Here is a 17,948-nt window from a genome sequence, read left to right on the forward strand (position 1 = left end):
TCCCGCGCCAGCGGGCGCATGGAAGACCCCATGACCGACAGTTCCACCCCCCGGCCTTTCCAGCGCTCGACCCAGCGCCCCGGCACTTTCGTCAAGCCCGCGCATTGGACGAACGACCCCGCCCCCGCGCCCGCCACGCCCAAGGATGAGGAAGACCCCGAAGGCCTGTCCCCCACCCGCTATGGCGATTTCACCCGCAAGGGGATTGCGTGGGATTTTTAAGCCACCAATTGGGCTACCTCAAACCCAGCCCAATAATTCCCGCCGCACCAGAGCCTCGATCATCGCCATGCCTTCCGCCCCAGCGTTAAGGCAGGTCAGCACGGCGTAATCCTTGCCTCCGGCTTCCTCGAAAACTTCGCGTCCACGGATCGCCAGTTCTTCCAGCGTTTCGACGCAATCGGCGGAAAATCCGGGCGCGGCAATCGCCACCTGCCCCACGCCTTCACGCGCCAGACGGGCCAGCGTGTCCTCGGTCGAAGGCTCCAGCCATTTGGCGCGACCAAAGCGCGACTGGAACGAGGTTTCAACCCGAATCCCCGGAAACTCTCCCGCCAGCGCCTGTGCCAGCAAACGCGCGGTCTTGCGGCACTGGCAATGATATGGGTCGCCAAGGTGCAGGGTGCGTTCCGGCATCCCATGGAAAGACAAAAGCAACACCTGCGGCACAAAGGCCATGGCCCGCAATTGCCGCGCAAGATCGGCCCGCAACGCCTCGATATGTGCCGGATCATCGTAATAGGGCGGCAAGGTGCGGATCGCCGGTTGCCAGCGCATCGCCGCCAACCCTTCGCCCAGCCGGTCCATCACGCTGGCCGTGGTCGCGCCCGAATATTGGGGATAGAGCGGCGCGACCAGAATGCGTTCACACCCGGCCGCCTTCATCTTTTCCAGCACAGAGGGAATCGAAGGCTGGCCATAGCGCATGGCCCAATCGACCATCACCGCGTCCCCCATCCGCTCCTGCAACGCCCATGACTGCGCCTTGGTGATCGCGGCCAGAGGCGAACCATCGGGCGTCCACACCTGTGCATAGGCATGGGCCGATTTGGCCGGTCGCGTGCGCAGAATGATGCCATGCAGGATCGGCATCCACACCAGTCGCGGAATTTCCACCACGCGGCGGTCGGACAAAAACTCGGCCAGATAGGTTCGCACCGCCGGGGCGGTCGCCGCCTGCGGCGTGCCCAGATTGACCAGCATCACCCCCACGCGCGGGGCGGCCACAGGCGGATGGTCAATCGGGCGTTCCATAGTCATTCCTGATCATCAGAGGCCAAGGGCAAACGGCGCAGCCGCAAACCTGTGGCGGAAAACAAAGCATTGGCAATAGCAGGCGCGGCCACCGCCACGCCCAATTCGCCCGGATCGAACGGATCGGCCCCGCTGGCGATCAATTCAACCTCGACTTCGGGGCAATCGGCCAAAAGGGGCAGGCCAAGTTCGCCCAATTTTGTCGCCGATGGCAATCCCTTGCGCCACCCCATACTGGCCCCGATGGCCAGAGAGATGCCGTAGATCAGCCCGCCTTCGATCTGTTGGCGGGCAATGTCGGCGTGGATGATGCGGCCGATGTCGGCAACGGCCGTGATGCGGTCCACCCGGACGCCCGCCTCGCTGCGCCGCGCGGTGGCAATGGCGGCAATGCATCCGCCCGTGGCAATATCGCCCATCCGGTGACAGGCCAGCCCCGCCCCGCTGCCGTCCTTGCCTCCGTTCCATTCCGCCAATGCCGATACGCGTTGCAGACAGGCCGCCATGCGCGGATCATTGTCCAGCATGCCCATGCGAAAGGACAAAGGCTCATGCCCGATGGCCGCCGCGATTTCGTCCAGAAAGCTTTCCGTGACAAAGGCGTGCATGGCATGCGTGCCGCCCCGCATAGGGCCAGTGGGCAGGCCGATCTGCGTCGCGGCATGGTCCACCGCGACATGGGCGATGGCATAGGGCGGATTGGCCCCCGCCATGGCCAGAACATCCTGGCGATCCTGCATCCTGGCCGCTTTGCTGGTGCTGGCGCCCGACAACATGCGCAGGCCGAATTCGCGCATCGTGGCGGGCATGGCGATACGGTTGCGCCATGCGGCCACGCGCCCGGCTGTATCGGCCCGCGCATGGACATGGGCGGCCAAGGGGGCACGAGGCAATCCGGCGACATGCTCCTGCCACCGGCTCCACATCAATTGCACTGGTTTGCCCACGGTTTGGGCCAGTGTGGCGGCCTCTATGGCGAAACGGGAATCATAGCGCGCATCGAAACTGCCGCCCGCCGAAACGGGATAAAGCACGACCTTATGCGCGGGCACCGCCAATTCGCGCGCAATAGCCAGCCTCGTCCGCTCTGGCGCCTGAACGGCGGCCCAAACCTCGACCAATCCGTCACGCAGCCGCGCCGTGGCCGTCGCCGTTTCCAACGTCGCATGAACCGCAGGGGCAATGTCATAGCGCGCCGAAAATTGCGGATGATCGCCCAGAACACCATCGGGGTCGCCCACCGCCACCATGCGTTCGGTGTCTTCGCCCTTCATCGCGCGGCCCAACGCCTCGTCCAGCGCTTTGGTGATCTGCGCGCTTTCCAGCGGTTTTTCGACCACGAAACCGGGGGCAATCGCGGTCAACGCCCTTTCCGCCGCCCACCAATCGCTGGCCACCGCGGCGACCCAGCGCGGGCCTTCGACCATGCGGATAAAGCCGGAAATGCCCTTCGCCTTGCCCGCATCATGCGCGCCCAGCGTAACATTCTGCCCGCGCGGCGCATGGCGGATCGCGGCATAGACCATGTCGGGCAGGCGAATGTCGCCGGCAAATTGCCAAGCCCCATCAACCTTGGCCGGGGCATCCAGACGGGGAAAGGCCAGTTCCGCCCCGGCAGGCATCACCGCCGGGCTTTCCGCCGCAGGCGCGGGGCGCAACACCGGCGGATCGGGCGGGGTCTGGCGGGACGCATCCGCAACCAATTCGCCAAAGCCCAGAACCTTGGCCCCGTGCCGCACGGCCCCGCCCGACACGTCGCATTGCTCCCAGCCACTCAGCCCCCAGCGCGCCGCCGCCGCCATGGCCAGCACAGAGCGCGCGCCCGCCGCCGCCTTGCGCAAGGGTTCTTCATAGGCCGCCACCGATGTGCCGCTCCCGGTTGCCATGAACCGATGATCCTCGGCCCAGCGGCGCACCAGCCAGCCGTCCTGATCCCCCACGATGGGCGAGACGATGGAGGCCCATAACGGCACCCATTGCGCGGCCAGCGGAAGGTTGGGGAAATGTGCGCTGATCGGCGCGGGCGTGACGGCCACTTGTCGCCAATCCGCCCCCAATTCGACCGCCGCAATCCGGGCCAGAGTGGTCATCACCCCCTGCCCCATCTCCAATTGCGGGATGGCGACATTGACCACGCCATCCGTGCCAATGCGCAACCATGCGTCAAAGGCGAATTGCCCCTCCTCCGGCGGAAAGGGCTGGGCATAATGCCGGGGCAACAGGCTCCAACCCACCAGCAGGCCCCCGCCCGCCGCCGAACCGATCAACCATTGCCGCCGGGTTATGGCCATCGTTGGATCAAGCCTTGCCCGGCGTCACGCCCTGTGTCGCCAGCCAGGGCAGCAAAGCGCGGGCGATGCGCGCAAAGGCCTCGGCCTGCGGACCTTCACCGGCGGCGGGCGGGTCGCCCGCATCCGAACCCAGACGGATCGATATGTCCAGCGGAACACGGCCAAGGAAAGGCATGTCCAGCCGCGTCGCCGCATCCTCCACCGCGCCGCAGCCGAACGGGTCCGACACATTGCCGCAATGGGGGCAGATATAGCCCGCCATGTTTTCCACCAGCCCAAGCACCGGCACATGCGCGCCCTCAAACAGGTTCATCGCGCGGCTGGCGTCCATCAACGCCAGATCCTGCGGCGTGGAAACAATGACGGCACCTGCGGGCTTGTGTTTTTGCACCATGGTCAATTGCACATCGCCCGTGCCCGGCGGCAGGTCGATCACCAGCACCTGTGTATCGCCCCAATGCGCATCGACCAACTGGCTGAGCGCGCCCGACACCATCGGCCCGCGCCATGCGATGGCCCGACCGTCCTCGATCAGATGGCCCATGGACAGGACGCCCACGCCGTAACGGCTGGGGACGGGAAACATCTTGCTGTCCTTGGCGTTGGGCTTGATGCCTTCATTGGCGAACAGGCGCGGTTGTGACGGCCCATAAATGTCGGCATCGACAACCCCCACCTTGACCCCGGCCCGCGCCAGCGCGACGGCCAGATTGGCCGAAAGGGTGGATTTGCCCACGCCCCCCTTGCCCGAACCCACCGCCAGAATCAGCGGCCCCTTGGGAGGCGGGGGCGGCGCGTCACGGTCGGCCATGATGCCCACGCGCACCTCGGTCACGGCGGGCGCGGCGGACAGCGCGGCCTTGGCGCCCGCCTCCATCGCGGCGCGCGCGGCGCCATCCAGCCCCGATCCGTCCAGAACCAGCGTCACCACCCCATCGGCCAGACGCAGCGATTGCACCCGCGACGCCATTTCGGCGGGCAAAAGTTGGCGCAGGTCATCGGCAGGCTGGGCGCTCATCACACTATCCTTGAAATCAACACAGGTCGTGCCCCGCGCCCTAGAGCATTTTGCCCCCAAGGGGAAACACCCGAAAGGCACCCCACCTTGGGAAATTTGCGCAATCTGGTTCATCGCCCCCTGTTAATTCGTAAGGAGGCACCTATAGATAGTGCCATGAAGCAAATGGCCGAGTGGATCGCGCAGGGAATTCAACGCAGGGTAAGGGGCATGTCTCCTGCTCTGCCCCCGGTATTAATGGCCGAACAGGACGATGGTTCAGGCCCGGAGGAAGGTACGCCCAAGCCCGGAAATTCAGGACCGCGCAACCCGTGGCAACCGCCCACGACCGGCAAGGGCAATCAGGGCCGCCGCGCCAGCAGCCTTGAGGATATTTTCCGCGCCCGCCGTGAAAATGGCGGACCGGGCGGCCCCGGCGGGCCAAGCACCCCGCCCCCCGGCCCCAATTTCCGCATTCCCCAGCGCCCCAATGGCAAAAGCTGGACCCCGGTTCTGCTGGGCGGGGTGGCATTGCTGTGGCTGGCCTTTTCGACCGGGCATCAATTGTCGTCCAACGAACAGGGCATCGTCACGACTTTTGGCAAATATACCTCGACCATCGGGCCGGGCATGAATTTCACCGCCCCATGGCCGATCCAGCGCGTGCGGGTGGAGGATGTGACATCGATCCGGCGCGACAATGTGCCCGAAGGTGAGGCTGAAAAGCTGATGCTGACGGGTGATCAGAGCCTTGTCGATCTGAGCTATATCATCCGCTGGAACATCCGTAACCTCAAGCAATTCACCTATCAGTTGGAAGACCCGCAGGGCACCGTGCGCGAAGTGGCCGAAGCCGCCATGCGCGCCAGCGTGGCCGAGGTGAAGCTGAACGATGTGATGTTGGGCACGCGCCGGGCCGAAATCGAAACCAATGTGCGCCAACGGATGCAGGCCGTGCTGGACGCCTATCATTCGGGCATTCTGGTTCAGGGCGTCGACATCAAAAAGGCCGACCCGCCCGCCAAGGTCAATGACGCATTTCAGCGCGTACAGGCCGCCCAGCAGGACGCCAACCGCGACATGTCCAACGCCCGCGCCTATGCCGAACAGGTGATCCAGCGCGCCGAGGGCGACGCCACCGCCTTTAACAAGGTCTATGACCAGTACAAGCTGGCGCCCGAAGTGACGCGCCGCCGCATGTATTACGCCACGATGGAGCAGGTTCTGTCGCAGAATGACAAGGTGATCGCGCCATCGGGCGGGTTCAATTCCTATATGCCTTTGCCCGCCATTCAAAAGAAACAGGCCGATGAACCTGTGGTGGTGAAGCCATGAGCGGTCTGTTTCAGGATGGCATCAGCCCGCGCGCCAAATTCGGCGCGGCGGCTCTGATCGCGGCGGCATTGGTGGGTTTTTCCGCCGTGGTTGAAGTGCCCGAAAGCCAGCAGGCCGTGGTCATGTGGCTGGGCGAACCGGTGCGTGTCATCAATCGGTACAAGCCGGGCGTCGATTTCGGCAACACGGGCGCGGGCCTGTCCTTGCGCGTGCCCTTTTTTGAAACGCTGGTGCGGGTGGACCGCCGCGTGCTCAATCTGGATATGGAGCGCCAGCAGGTGAACTCCTCGGACCAGCAGCGGTTGGAAGTGGACGCCTATGCCCGTTTCCGCATCATCGATCCGGTCAAGATGGTGCGCACCGCCGGAACCGCCGAGCGCGTTCAGGAACAGCTTCAACCGATCATGACCAGCGTGCTGCGTCAGGGGTTGGCGTCCTATACGTTCCAATCGTTGCTGACGCCGGAACGCGGCGTGATGATGGAACAGATCCGCAAGGCGCTGGACCTTGAGGCGCGCGAATATGGCGCCCAGATCATCGACGTGCGCATCAAGCGCGCAGACCTGCCCGATGGCACGCCGCTGGAACGCGCCTATGCCCGGATGGAGGCCGCGCGCGAACAGGAGGCCACCACCATCCGCGCCATGGGCCAGAAACAGGCGCAGATCATCCGCGCCGAGGCCGAAGGCGTTGCTGCCAAGACCTATGCCGAAGCCTATGGCAAGGACCCCGGCTTCTATGACTTTTATCGCGCGATGGAGAGCTATCGCACCACATTCGCCAATCCGGCCAACAAATCGTCAACCACGATCGTGTTGACGCCGGATAATGATTACCTGCGCCAGTTCCGCAGCCAGAAGGGACAATAGGCCGATGGAACCGTTCCACGCCTATTCAATTTCCGTTCAGGACGGGCGGGCGTAAATTACAATTGATAAATCACCCCATGGCCGAACGGAGATCGGCCCCCGCCACCGGCTTTGGCCGGGACGGGCGAAACAACAAGGACTATGCCCAGTGCGATACGCTTATGGAGTGACCAGTGCGCTGCTTCTTGGGGGTGCGACCCTCTCGCTCCTCACCGGACTTCCCGCCGGGGCGCAAGTGGCGCAAAATGATGCGCAGAAACTTCAGGCCATCACGCCCCGCGTGGGCGCGCCGTCGAGTTTCGCCGATCTTACCAGCCAGTTGCAGCCTGCCGTGGTCAATATCTCGACCCGCCAAAAGGTGCGCGTGGCGGGCGGCGCCAATCCGTTTGCCGGCACCCCGTTCGAAGGCTTTTTTGGCGGCGGCGAAGGTCAGGGCCAGCCCCAGACCCGCGAAGCCCAATCGCTGGGTTCGGGCTTCATCGTTTCGGCCGACGGTTACCTCGTCACCAACAACCATGTGGTGACGCCCGAGGGACAAGGCGTGGTCGAATCGATCACCGTCACCCTGCCCGATGGCAGCGAATATCCCGCCAAGCTGATCGGCAAGGATGCGGCTTCCGACCTTGCGGTGCTGAAAATCACCGCTGGCAAGCCCCTGCCCTTCGTGAAGTTTGGCGACAGCCGCGCATCGCGCGTGGGCGATTGGGTGGTGGCCATCGGCAACCCCTTCGGCCTTGGCGGCACGGTGACGGCGGGCATCATCTCGGCGGTCTATCGCAACACGGGTCAGGGCGGCGCCTATGACCGCTATCTGCAAACCGACGCGGCGATCAATCAGGGCAACTCGGGCGGCCCGATGTTCGACATGAAGGGTCAGGTGATCGGCATCAACCGTGCGATCTTCTCGCCTTCGGGCGGCAGCGTGGGCATCGGCTTTGCTATCCCTGCCGAAACCGCCGCCCCCATCGTCGATCAGCTGATCAAGGGTCAAACGATCGAGCGCGGCTATCTGGGCGTGCGCATCCAGCCGGTGACCACCGATTATGCCGACTCGATGGGCCTGCCCCACAATCGCGGCGAATTGATCCAGGCGGTTGAACCCGGCAAGGGTGCCGATCTGGGCGGCGTGAAGGCTGGCGACGTGGTGCTCAAGGTCGATGGCAAGGATGTGACCCGCGACCAGACGCTCTCGTTCCTGGTCTCGAACGTCAAGCCCGGCAACAAGATCCCGCTCGAAGTGCTGCGCGGCGGCCAGCGCCTGACGCTCAACGTCGTGGTGTCCAAGCGCCCCACCGACGAGGAACTGGCCCAGCAAACCTTTGACCGCAAGAAGACCGGCGATGATTTCGAAAAGGCCCCCACCAAGGGAACCGGCCTTGCTGAAAAGTCGCTCGGCCTCTCGCTGCTGACGCTCACACCGCAAATCTCGCGCCAGCTGGGCCTGCCGGAAAACACCAAGGGCGTGGTTGTCGCGGGGGTTGATGCCTCCTCGGATGCTGGTTCCAAGGGGCTGGAGCGGGGCGACGTGCTGCTCTCGATCAACAACACCGCGGTCAACACCGTGGGCGAATTTGAAAATGGCATCCGCGCCGCGCAAACCGCGGGTCGCACTGCCGTCGGCGTGCAATGGATGCGCCCCGGTCAGCCGCCGATCTATGTGGGCATCCGCCTGCGTTAATCACCGCGACCATGGCATGAACAGGCCCCCGTCAGCGTCAGGCTGGCGGGGGTTTTGTTTTGGATTGTGTGGGGTTTTTGCCTCCGGCGGGTTAAGGGCGGGCGCCCTTAACAATCCCGATGGGGGTGGTGGATTGGCCAAGGTGGCGTGGTTGAAATAATGAAAGCCTGCGGCGCGAGGGTCTAGACCCTCGCACCTACCCCCTTATCAATATCCCACGCTGGGCTGGGGCCGCCGAACATTACCCCCCTGCCGCCCTGTTGCACTATCCAGAAAATCGGGATTGGCCGCCGGGCCGGGCTGGTTGTCGGTGGGGTTGTTGTCCGGCGCCGAACTGTCATCGGTGGGGACATAGGCGTCCGGCCCGCTCAGATTTGCCATATCGTCAGGTTCAAGTTGCCAATCAGGCAGCGTCAGTTCGGTTTCAAACGGTTCGATGGGGCGCTTGGCCACGGCCGCCTTCATGAATTGTGCAAAGGCACGCGCAGGCGCCGTGCCGCCCTGAAGGCCCGGAACCGCCTTGGCATCATCGCGGCCCATCCATACGCCCGTGGTCACGCCGCTGGAAAAGCCCAGGAACCAGCCATCCTTGTTGCTGCTGGTCGTGCCGGTCTTGCCTGCGACGGGGCGGCCGATCTGGGCCGCGCGGCCAGTGCCGATGTTGACGGCGGTTTGCAGCAGATCGGTGATCCCCGCCGATACAAAGGGCGCGACCAGCGTCTGGCCTTGCGTCTGGGCATGTTCGTAAAGGACGCGACCATCGCTGGCGACGACCTTGACAATGCCATAGGGTTCGACCGAGGTGCCGCGCGCCGACACGGCGGCAAAGGCGCGCACCATATCGATCACGCGCACATCATTGCTGCCCAACACCATCGAAGGGTTGGTGGAAATCGGGGTGGTGATGCCAAAGCGGCGCGCCATGGCGGCCACGGCATCAAACGTCACCTGTTGCCCCAATTGCGCGGCCACGGTGTTCTTGGAATAGGCAAAGGCGGTGCGTACGTCGATCTGGCCGGCATAGGTGCCGCCCGAATTGCGCGGGCTCCATCCATCGATGGTCACCGGCTGGTCAACCACCGGATCATCGGGCTTAACCCCGGCCTCCAACGCGGCCATATAGACGAACAGCTTCCATGCCGAACCGGGCTGACGCAGGGCATTGGTCGCGCGGTTATAATTGCTGGTCACGTAATCCAGACCGCCCACCATGGCCAGAACCGCGCCGTCGCGATCCATGCTGACCAAGGCGCCCTGCGCGTCCTTGGGCGTATAACCCTTGATGGCCGAGGCGGCGGCATTCTGAAGGTTGGGATCAAGCGTGGTCCAGACCTCCAGATTATCGTGATTGTTGGGGTCGCGCGTTTCAGGCAACAGCACGTCAAGCTGGGGCAGCGCCCAGTCGGTGAAATAGCGCACCGCGCTTTGCGATGCTTCGGCGGACATCTTCACCGCCTGCAAATCAACACTTTCGGCCTGCGAAGGCGTAATGGCGCCTGCATCGACCATGACCTCCAGCACGACCTTGGCGCGGTCGATGGCGGCCTGCTGGTCGGCGGTGGGGGAATAATGGCTGGGCGCCTTGACCAGACCCGCAATGATCGCGGATTCGCCAAGGCTGAGCTGGCGCCCTTCATGGCCGAAGAATTTGCGCGCCGCCGCGTCAACGCCATAGGCGCCGCCGCCGAAATAGACCTTGTTCAAATAGAGTTCGAGGATCTCATCCTTGGAAAACTTGAACTCCAGCGCCAGCGCGATCAGCGCCTCGCGGGCCTTGCGGCTCCACGTACGGTCATTGTTGAGGAAGATCGTGCGGGCAAGCTGCTGGGTCAGGGTCGAGCCGCCCTGCCGCCATTTGCCCTTTTGCGCGCGGACATAAAAGCTGCGCAGCACGCCAATCGGGTCGATGCCGATATGGTCGCGGAAACGGCGGTCCTCGGTGGCGATGATCGCCGCCTTCATCGACGACGGAATTTCCTGATAGGACAGCCATTTGCCATAGCTGGGCCCCATGGCGAACAATTCGCTGCCGTCGCGGGCGCGCACAAGGATGGTCTGGCCGTTCTGGCTGGTCTTCATCGTGTCGAAATCGGGCAATTGCTGAGCCTCGATCCACACCGCGGCAAAGGCAAAGGTCAGCGCCAGAAGGCCAAGCGCCCCCATCCAGATGAAGAATTTTTTGAACAAGCCTTTCACGCCTGATCGTCCGCCCGACCCGTTGTCGGAATCGCCCGAACCGCGCCTATTCTGCCTTGCCATTGAAACGCCAACCCCTGCTGCGCGCACGGATTGTCCGGCGCGACACCATCATATGCAAACGACAGGCGCGCGAAACGGATCCACGCGCCTCTAATCAATTCCGCATAGGCGATAGAGCGCCTTGGGTTAACCTGAAATTGCTGGCCCCGGTGCTAAAATCACGCCGAAGGGTCAGGGCCAGCTTTTTGACTCAATCCTTGGGTTCGAAATCCAGACTGGCGCTGTTGATGCAATAGCGCAGGCCCGTCGGCTGTGGCCCGTCGGGAAACACATGGCCCAAATGCCCGTCACAGCGCGAACAGCGCACCTCGGTACGGACCATGCCATGCGACATATCGCGGTGTTCGATAATCGCCTCTGGCGCTTCGGGCGCATAAAAGCTGGGCCAGCCAGAGCCGGAATTGTATTTCGTGCCGGACGAGAAAAGCGGCGCACCGCAACCGGCGCAAAGGTAATCGCCCGCCGCCTTGTTCCCTTCATATTCGCCGGTAAAGGCGCGTTCCGTGCCGCCTTCGCGCAGAACATGATATTGCATCGGGGTCAGGCGCTGACGCCATTCAGCCTCGGTTTGGGGGATTTCGGGGTCGACCATCAGCTTTCTCCTTTGACGTCAACCCATATGGGTAACGGGCGGGCGCGTTCAAGGCGCAAGTCCGGTGCGGGCAAGGTTGAACTGCGGCAAGAATGTCGCGGTATTGGCAAAAATGGCATCGCCCATAGCAATCGCATTTCTGAATTTTTCACAGCCATGATATGAAGAGTCGTGACGCAAGCTGCATGAACGGCCCGCGCACTATAGAGAGGATGCATCATGATTGGTATTCGGGGGTTTTACCTGTCTGGCGCCTGTGTTGCGATGATCGCGACCGCCACCACCGCCCAAGCGCAAACCGCAACGCCGCAAACACCGGCCAAAAAAGAAGTCACCACCGGCGAAATCGTCGTCACGGCCCAGTTCCGCAGCCAGAAGTTGCAGGACACGCCGCTGGCCATCACGGCCATGACCGGGGCCTCGCTGGCCGCGCGCGGGCAAACGAATGTGGCCGAAGTGGCAGCCCAAACGCCCAATGTCACGCTGACCCCGCAAAACGCCTATTTGGGGCCGGGCATCATCGCCTTTATCCGCGGCGTAGGCCAGACCGACCCTAACTTTGCGCTCGAACCGGGCGTGGGCATGTATATTGACGATGTCTATCTGCCCACCCTGACCGGTTCGTTGCTCGACCTGATGGACCTTGACCGCGTCGAAGTGTTGCGCGGGCCGCAGGGGACTTTGTCGGGCCGCAACTCGCTGGGCGGTTCGATCAAGCTTTATTCGGTCAAGCCGCAGGGCAATGGCAAGGGCATGGTCGAGGGCACCTATGGCGCGTTCAACCGCATCGACATGCGCGCCTTCTTTGACCTGAAGCTGGCCGAAAACCTGTTCCTGCGCGTGTCGGGCGCAACCAAGAACCGCGACGGCTATGTCACCCGGCTGGATTACGCCAAGACTCACCCCGGATCGAATGTGCCCACGCTGGCCACCGGCGACAATGCCAAGCTGGGCACGCTGGGCGGCACCAGCTTTACCGCAGGCAAGGTCGCTTTGCGCTGGATGCCGACAAGCAATGTCGAGGTCAATGTTTCGGGCGACTATACCCGCCAGCGTGACGAACCGGGCGCCACCGTGCTGATCTATGGCAATGCCATCGGGCAATTTGCCGGTTCGCCCGTTTCGAAAAGCCCCGCCCGCCCCTGGCTGCGCGGCACCAATGGGGCTTCGATCCCGCTCAACTGCGCCTTTGTCACGTCGGGCGTGAACAGCTGTGACGCGACGCCTGCCGGTTATGATGGTCGCTTCATTTCCTATGCGACCTATCTCGACAATGCCGCCTCTGACAGCCAGATGCCCTATAAGCCGTTATCGCTGAACCCACATTCCAATCTCGACAATTACGGTTTTGCCGGGACCATCGACTGGACGATCGCCGACAATCTGGCGCTGAAATCCATCACGGCCTATCGCCATTACGATTCCTCGTGGGCCTTTGCCGAAGGCGCTCCGCTGCAACCCTCCATGCTGCAACAGGCGCAGACCAACACCCAATGGAGCGAAGAAATTCGCCTCTCCGGCAAGGCTTTCAACAACCGTCTGGATTACACGGTGGGCGGGTTCTACTTCCATGCCAAGGGCACCTATACCGGCCGCATCGACCTCAACTATGCGGGCATCGACTTCCTGCATGGCCCCGACACGACGCCCGCCACCAACAAGGCGGTCTTTGCCAACGTTTCGGGCAAGGTAACCGATGCGCTGACCATCACGGGCGGCGTACGCGCCAGTTGGGACACCAAGGATTACACCTATTCGCGGCATAATCCCGATGGGTCGACGATCCTGCCCTGCACCGGCTATCCCTTTGTCGTGGGCCAGCCGCCCAACTGCGCCATCGCCGCTCTGAACGGCCTCAACGCCCATTTTGAAAAGCAGCGCACCGACTGGCGTATCGCGGGCGACTATCGCTTCAGCCCGCAATTGATGGCCTATGCGCAGGTGTCGACCGGATACCGCGCGGGCGGCGTCAACCCGCGTCCGTACTATATCAATCAGGCCCAGTCGTTTCAGCCCGAAACCATCGTAGCCTATGAAGCGGGCTTCAAATCCGACCTGTTCGACCGCAGGCTGCGTTTCAACGTTTCGGCCTTTTATAATGATTACAAGAACATCATCCTGACCACGCTCAATTGCCCCAACAGCCTCGGCTTTCCGGCCACGCCTTGCCTGCAACCCAAGAATGTCGGCTCGGCCCATGTAAAGGGCTTTGAAATCGAAACGATGATCCGCCCGACGGCCGGGCTGACGTTTGATGCGTCGCTTTCCTATCTCGATTTCAAATATACCACCGCCGACACCGCCAGCACCGGGGTTAAGGCCAGCTTTGTCCCGCCCTACACGCCCAAGTGGAAGTGGAACGCGGGGGTGCAATATGACATTCCCGATGTCATGAAGGGCACGCTCTCGCTGCGCATGGATGGCAATTATCAGTCGCACATCTATGTCGACCCCACCAATGTCGACAGCGCCGTGGTTTCCACCACCACCCCGACGGGCGGCGGCGGCGCCTTGGCCACACAGGTCGCCACCAACCGCATCAACGGCTATTTCCTGGGCAATGGCCGCATTACGTGGAAGAGCGCCGCCGACGGCTGGACCGCCAGCGTCGAGGTGCGCAACATCTTCAACAAATACTACTTCACCTCGATGACCGCGAATTACGTGCCAATCGGCACCGTGTCGGGCGCGCCCGGCCTGCCGCGCACATGGGCGGTGACGCTGAAAAAGGATTTCTGATCTTTGAAATCCGGGCGGGGCCTGATTTGATGGCTCCGCCCTTTTTTGCCTATATAGGAGAATACGGGATGCTCCTAGGTTTAACGGCGCTGCCTTTGATGGCGCTGATGCTTGCTGCTGTCACGCCGGGCGCCACCGCGCAAAATGCCGCCCAGAGCGCAGACGTACCACCCGATCCGGTCATCCTGATGCGCCAGCATTGGCTGGACGGCGATATCAACGCGTTCAACTTCCGCCATTCGGCCGAGATGTTTGAAACGCGAAAGGTTGCCCGCTCCGGCCCCGTGCGCGCCTTGCCCAAGGGGCCGGCCATGACGCCCCCGACCTATCAATATGATGGCAAAACGCGCAGCTATGATGAATTTGCCCGCCGCACCTATACCAACGCCATGCTGGTGATGCGCGACGGCAAGATCATCTTCGAAGACTATCGCAACAACAGCCAGCCGACCGACCGCTTCATCTCCTTCTCGATGGCCAAATCGATCACCAGCCTGCTGGTCGGGCTGGCGCTGGATCGCGGATTTATCCATTCGCTGGATGATACGGCGGGCCAATATGTGCCGGAACTGAAAAGCGGCGCTTATGGCGATGTGTCGATCCGCCATATCCTGCAAATGCGTTCGGGCGTCGCCTATCAGGAACGCTATGATTTCGGCGCAACGCCCAGCCTTGCCGCGCGGATCCATATGAACGCCATCGTCGCGAACAAGGAACGCTTTGCCGACAGCGCCAAAACCATCACCCGCGCCGCAGATCCGGGCAGTCGCTTCAACTATGCCACGCTGGACACCGCCGTTCTGGGCTGGATTGTCGAGCGGGCCACAAAACAGCCGCTCGCCCAATTCACCGCCGCCAATCTGTGGGGTCCGGCCGGAATGGAGGCCGATGGATTGTGGATTGCCGACGGGCCGCCCGGTGTGGGGCGCGAATTGTCGGGCATGGGCTATAATGCCCGCCTGCGCGACTATGCCCGGTTGGGGCAATTGATGCTGGATGGCGGGGTTTGGAACGGCAAACAAGTCCTGCCCAAAGGCTGGATGAAACAGGCCACCACGATGGTGCCTTTCGACATGCCATCATCGAAAGGGCGGCGCGGCTATGGCTTTCAATTCTGGCAACTGGATGATGAACCGGGCGCCTATACCGCGCTGGGGCTGGCGGGACAGTTTATCTATGTCCACCCCAAGACCCGGACGGTCATCGTCAAGCTGAGCCATTATCCTCAGCCCGAACCGGCCAATGTCATGCCCGAAACGCTGGCCTATTTCAAAGCGATCACCAGCCGGTGACACGCGAATGGGGGAGGCATTCCACCTCCCCCGGAACGCATTACAGCTTGGCGAACAGCGCCAGCTGGCGGGCATAGGCACGATCCGCCTCGCCCTTGTCATAGGATGGCGCGTCCAGCGTACACCAGCCATGATCCGCATTATAGACCTCGACCTCCGCCGGGCGACCGGCAGCAGCGGCGGCAGCCTTGAGTGCATCCTTGTCACCGGGGCTGCGCGCGTCGTCATTCTTGCCGATGGCAAAGAGAAATGACGCCTTGGTCGCCGCGATCAACTTGTGCGGGCTGTCGGCCGCCTCGGTCACCAAACCACCGCCATGGAAACTGGCACAGGCGGTGACGCGGTCGGGATTGGCCGCCGCGCTGCGCACGGTATAGCTGCCCGTCATGCAGTAACCCGCCGAACCGATCTTGCGCTTGGTATCGACCGGCGCCTGTTTGTCCAGCCACGCGACAAACGCCTTGGAATCGCTGATGATGCCAGGAACGGTGATGGCCGCAATCGCAGGCTTGAGCTTTTCACCACCCGCAGGCGTGCGCCATTCGGCAAGCCCCGATAGCAACGGCGCCTTGGCCGTGCGGTAATAATGATTGACCAGCAGCACCGCATAGCCGTCCGATGCCAAACGACGCGCCATCACCTTGTACGCGTCGCGCGAACCGGCAATGTCGGGCCATACGATAATGCCGGGGTGCTTGCCCTTGGCGGGGTGGACAAAGAAGGCGTCGCATTGGCCATCGGGGGTAGTGATGGTGACCGCGTTTTCCTTCAACGCCGCGCCTGCGGCGATCGCCTGCTCGGCCCCGGCCATGGCGGCAGCGGCGCCTGCCGCGCTCATCGCGGCAAACTGGCGGCGCGAAAGACCGCGTTCAATAGCATTGGCGGCGGCATTGGCATCATCATCGGCGATGGTCAGTTCGTCGCACATGGGAATGCTCTCCTGATATCGACAGGCACACTTTGCCCGCCCCTTTTTACCGGCCCAAGCTGGCCCAGAAATGACAATAATTCAACCGCGCCGCACAGGCCGATACAATTTGCGACCCGCGCCGGAAAAAGAGGATTGCAAGCTTCGCCAAACCGCATAAGATGCTAACAAAAGTTACGATAAAAAGGTGAGGATCATGGCAACTATCGCAGGGGCGGATGCCCCGCAAACCGCACAGAAATTTCCCGAAACCGCGCATTTTACCGGCCTGAACCAGCCCGTTGGACAGGAAGTATCCTTCACCGGCCTTGCCGTCGAAGGCACATTGCCCGCCGAGGTGCGCGGCAGCTTTTATCGCGCCGTCCCCGACCCCCATTTCGCGCCCAAGTTCGAGGATGACAACGTCCTGTCGGGCGATGGCATGATCAGCCGCGTATCCTTTAATCACGACGGCACCGTGGATTACGCGATCCGCTATGTCCGCACCGCCCGCTGGAACGCCGAGAATGAAGCGGGCCATGCCCGTTTTGGCCGTTACCGCAACCCGTTCACCGATGATGCCGATATGGCGGGCGTCGATCGCACCGTGGCCAACACCACGCCGGTCTGGCACGCCGGGCGTTTGCTGATGACCAAGGAAGATGGGCGTCCGTATCAAATGGACCCGATCACGCTGGAAACGCGAGGGTCATATGATTTTGGCGGAAAGCTGAAATCGCGGACCGTCACCGCCCACGTCCGCATCGATGCCCAGACGGGCGAGATGTTCCTATATGGCTATGAGGCCGATGGTGAGGCCAGCACCAAGGTTGCCTATCTGATCGTTGACAAAGACGGCAACCTCACGCGCGAGCAATGGTTCGACGCGCCCTATTGCGCGATGATGCATGATTTCGCGATCACCGAAAATTACGCGCTCTTTCCGATCTATCCCACCACCTGCTCGCTCGAACGGCTGAAGGCCGGCGGCGATCATTGGGTGCATGAGATGGAAACCGACAGCTGGCTGGGCGTGATGCCGCGTTATGGCGATGTCTCGGAAATGCGCTGGTTCAAAGGGCCAAAGGGCGTTTCGGCCTATCACTTCATGAACGCCTTTGAAGACACAGACGGCGTGATCCATTTCGACCAATGCCTGTCGAACACCAACGCCTTCCCCTTCATTCGCGAGGCTTCGGGCATCCATATGGCCCCGTGGGAGGTGCAGGGCGCGCTGACCCGCTGGAGCGTCGATCCCAAGGGCGATGCCAGCGATGTGAACGAAAGCGTCGTTGGCCCTCCCGGCGATTTTCCGGTCATCCCGGCGCGGTTTCAGGGGCGCCCCAATCCCTATGGCTGGATGCTGTCCATGGACCCGGAGATGAAGGGGCCGCCGTTGGCCGGTGGTCCGGTGGGCGCAATGTTCAACGCGCTGCTGCGGCTGGATTTCGCGCAAGGTCCGGGACAGGTGGTTGACGCCCTGCCCCTGCCCGTGGGGTGGAGCTATAATGAGCCGGTCCATGTGCCGTCCCATGATCCCGATCATCTGGGCTATCTCATCACCATCGTCGATCATCAGACCGGCGAGAATGAATTTGAACATGCCGCATGGGTGATTGACGCAGGCGCGCTGCATCGAGGCCCGGTGGCCAAGGTTGCCATCCCCGCCCGCCTGCGTCCGCAGGTGCATGGCTGGTGGGTGCCGCAATCGGCGCTGGACGGAGCGGAGTAAGCC

General features: G+C 62.6%; 13 protein-coding genes. 7 read left to right on the top strand and 6 right to left on the bottom strand.

What is annotated here, in order from left to right; genetic code table 11:
* Positions 1 to 30 precede the first annotated feature (30 nt).
* Entirely contained in the window at positions 31 to 222 is a 192-nt protein-coding gene (locus AC2S2E_RS17405) for a DUF1674 domain-containing protein (protein WP_476105142.1), read from the top strand.
* 18 nt (positions 223 to 240) lie between these two features.
* On the opposite strand, the gene hemH is transcribed toward AC2S2E_RS17405, so the two are convergent.
* Genes hemH through AC2S2E_RS17420 form a run of 3 tightly spaced genes read right to left on the bottom strand, consistent with a single transcriptional unit; the run spans position 241 to position 4,563 of the window.
* Entirely contained in the window at positions 241 to 1,254 is a 1,014-nt protein-coding gene (hemH, locus tag AC2S2E_RS17410) for a ferrochelatase (RefSeq protein WP_486524645.1), read from the bottom strand.
* A gap of 2 nt (positions 1,255 to 1,256) precedes the next feature.
* Positions 1,257 to 3,545 carry a molybdopterin cofactor-binding domain-containing protein gene (locus AC2S2E_RS17415; RefSeq protein WP_486523219.1) on the bottom strand — a complete coding sequence of 763 codons (2,289 nt, stop codon included), beginning with the start codon at positions 3,543 to 3,545 and terminating at the stop codon, positions 1,257 to 1,259.
* Between the two features lie 7 nt (positions 3,546 to 3,552).
* Entirely contained in the window at positions 3,553 to 4,563 is a 1,011-nt protein-coding gene (locus AC2S2E_RS17420; RefSeq protein WP_476105146.1) for an Mrp/NBP35 family ATP-binding protein, read from the bottom strand.
* A 210-nt stretch (positions 4,564 to 4,773) separates the two neighbouring features.
* Here AC2S2E_RS17420 and hflK point away from each other — a divergent pair, with 210 nt between their 5' ends.
* The 3 genes from hflK (at position 4,774) to AC2S2E_RS17435 (ending at position 8,424) form a co-directional block, all read left to right on the top strand.
* On the top strand, positions 4,774 to 5,877 hold the full coding sequence (gene hflK / locus AC2S2E_RS17425) for a protease modulator HflK (protein WP_476105149.1): 1,104 nt from the start codon (positions 4,774 to 4,776) through the stop codon (positions 5,875 to 5,877).
* Complete coding sequence (gene hflC, locus AC2S2E_RS17430; protein WP_476105151.1) at positions 5,874 to 6,746, top strand: protease modulator HflC; 873 nt, start codon at positions 5,874 to 5,876, stop codon at positions 6,744 to 6,746. The genes hflK and hflC overlap by 4 nt, the downstream gene beginning before the upstream one ends.
* A 148-nt stretch (positions 6,747 to 6,894) precedes the next feature.
* Positions 6,895 to 8,424 carry a Do family serine endopeptidase gene (locus AC2S2E_RS17435; protein ID WP_476105153.1) on the top strand — a complete coding sequence of 510 codons (1,530 nt, stop codon included), beginning with the start codon at positions 6,895 to 6,897 and terminating at the stop codon, positions 8,422 to 8,424.
* A gap of 207 nt (positions 8,425 to 8,631) precedes the next feature.
* Here AC2S2E_RS17435 and AC2S2E_RS17440 read toward each other — a convergent pair whose 3' ends face one another.
* Complete coding sequence (locus AC2S2E_RS17440; protein WP_486523220.1) at positions 8,632 to 10,683, bottom strand: transglycosylase domain-containing protein; 2,052 nt, start codon at positions 10,681 to 10,683, stop codon at positions 8,632 to 8,634.
* A 190-nt stretch (positions 10,684 to 10,873) separates the two neighbouring features.
* Entirely contained in the window at positions 10,874 to 11,275 is a 402-nt protein-coding gene (gene msrB / locus AC2S2E_RS17445; RefSeq protein WP_476105155.1) for a peptide-methionine (R)-S-oxide reductase MsrB, read from the bottom strand.
* A 219-nt stretch (positions 11,276 to 11,494) separates the two neighbouring features.
* Between msrB and AC2S2E_RS17450 the strand changes: the two genes are divergently transcribed.
* Positions 11,495 to 14,014 carry a TonB-dependent receptor gene (locus tag AC2S2E_RS17450; RefSeq protein ID WP_486523221.1) on the top strand — a complete coding sequence of 840 codons (2,520 nt, stop codon included), beginning with the start codon at positions 11,495 to 11,497 and terminating at the stop codon, positions 14,012 to 14,014.
* Positions 14,015 to 14,082: 68 nt separating this feature from the next.
* A complete protein-coding gene (locus AC2S2E_RS17455) occupies positions 14,083 to 15,306 on the top strand; it encodes a serine hydrolase domain-containing protein (protein ID WP_486523222.1) in 1,224 nt (407 codons plus the stop codon).
* Between the two features lie 40 nt (positions 15,307 to 15,346).
* On the opposite strand, the gene AC2S2E_RS17460 is transcribed toward AC2S2E_RS17455, so the two are convergent.
* A complete protein-coding gene (locus tag AC2S2E_RS17460) occupies positions 15,347 to 16,234 on the bottom strand; it encodes a dienelactone hydrolase family protein (protein ID WP_486523223.1) in 888 nt (295 codons plus the stop codon).
* A 196-nt stretch (positions 16,235 to 16,430) separates the two neighbouring features.
* Between AC2S2E_RS17460 and nov2 the strand changes: the two genes are divergently transcribed.
* Positions 16,431 to 17,945 carry a lignostilbene-alpha,beta-dioxygenase NOV2 gene (gene nov2, locus AC2S2E_RS17465; protein WP_486523224.1) on the top strand — a complete coding sequence of 505 codons (1,515 nt, stop codon included), beginning with the start codon at positions 16,431 to 16,433 and terminating at the stop codon, positions 17,943 to 17,945.
* The last annotated feature ends 3 nt before the right edge of the window (positions 17,946 to 17,948 follow it).

The sequence above is a fragment of the Novosphingobium sp. 550D genome (assembly GCF_057401885.1).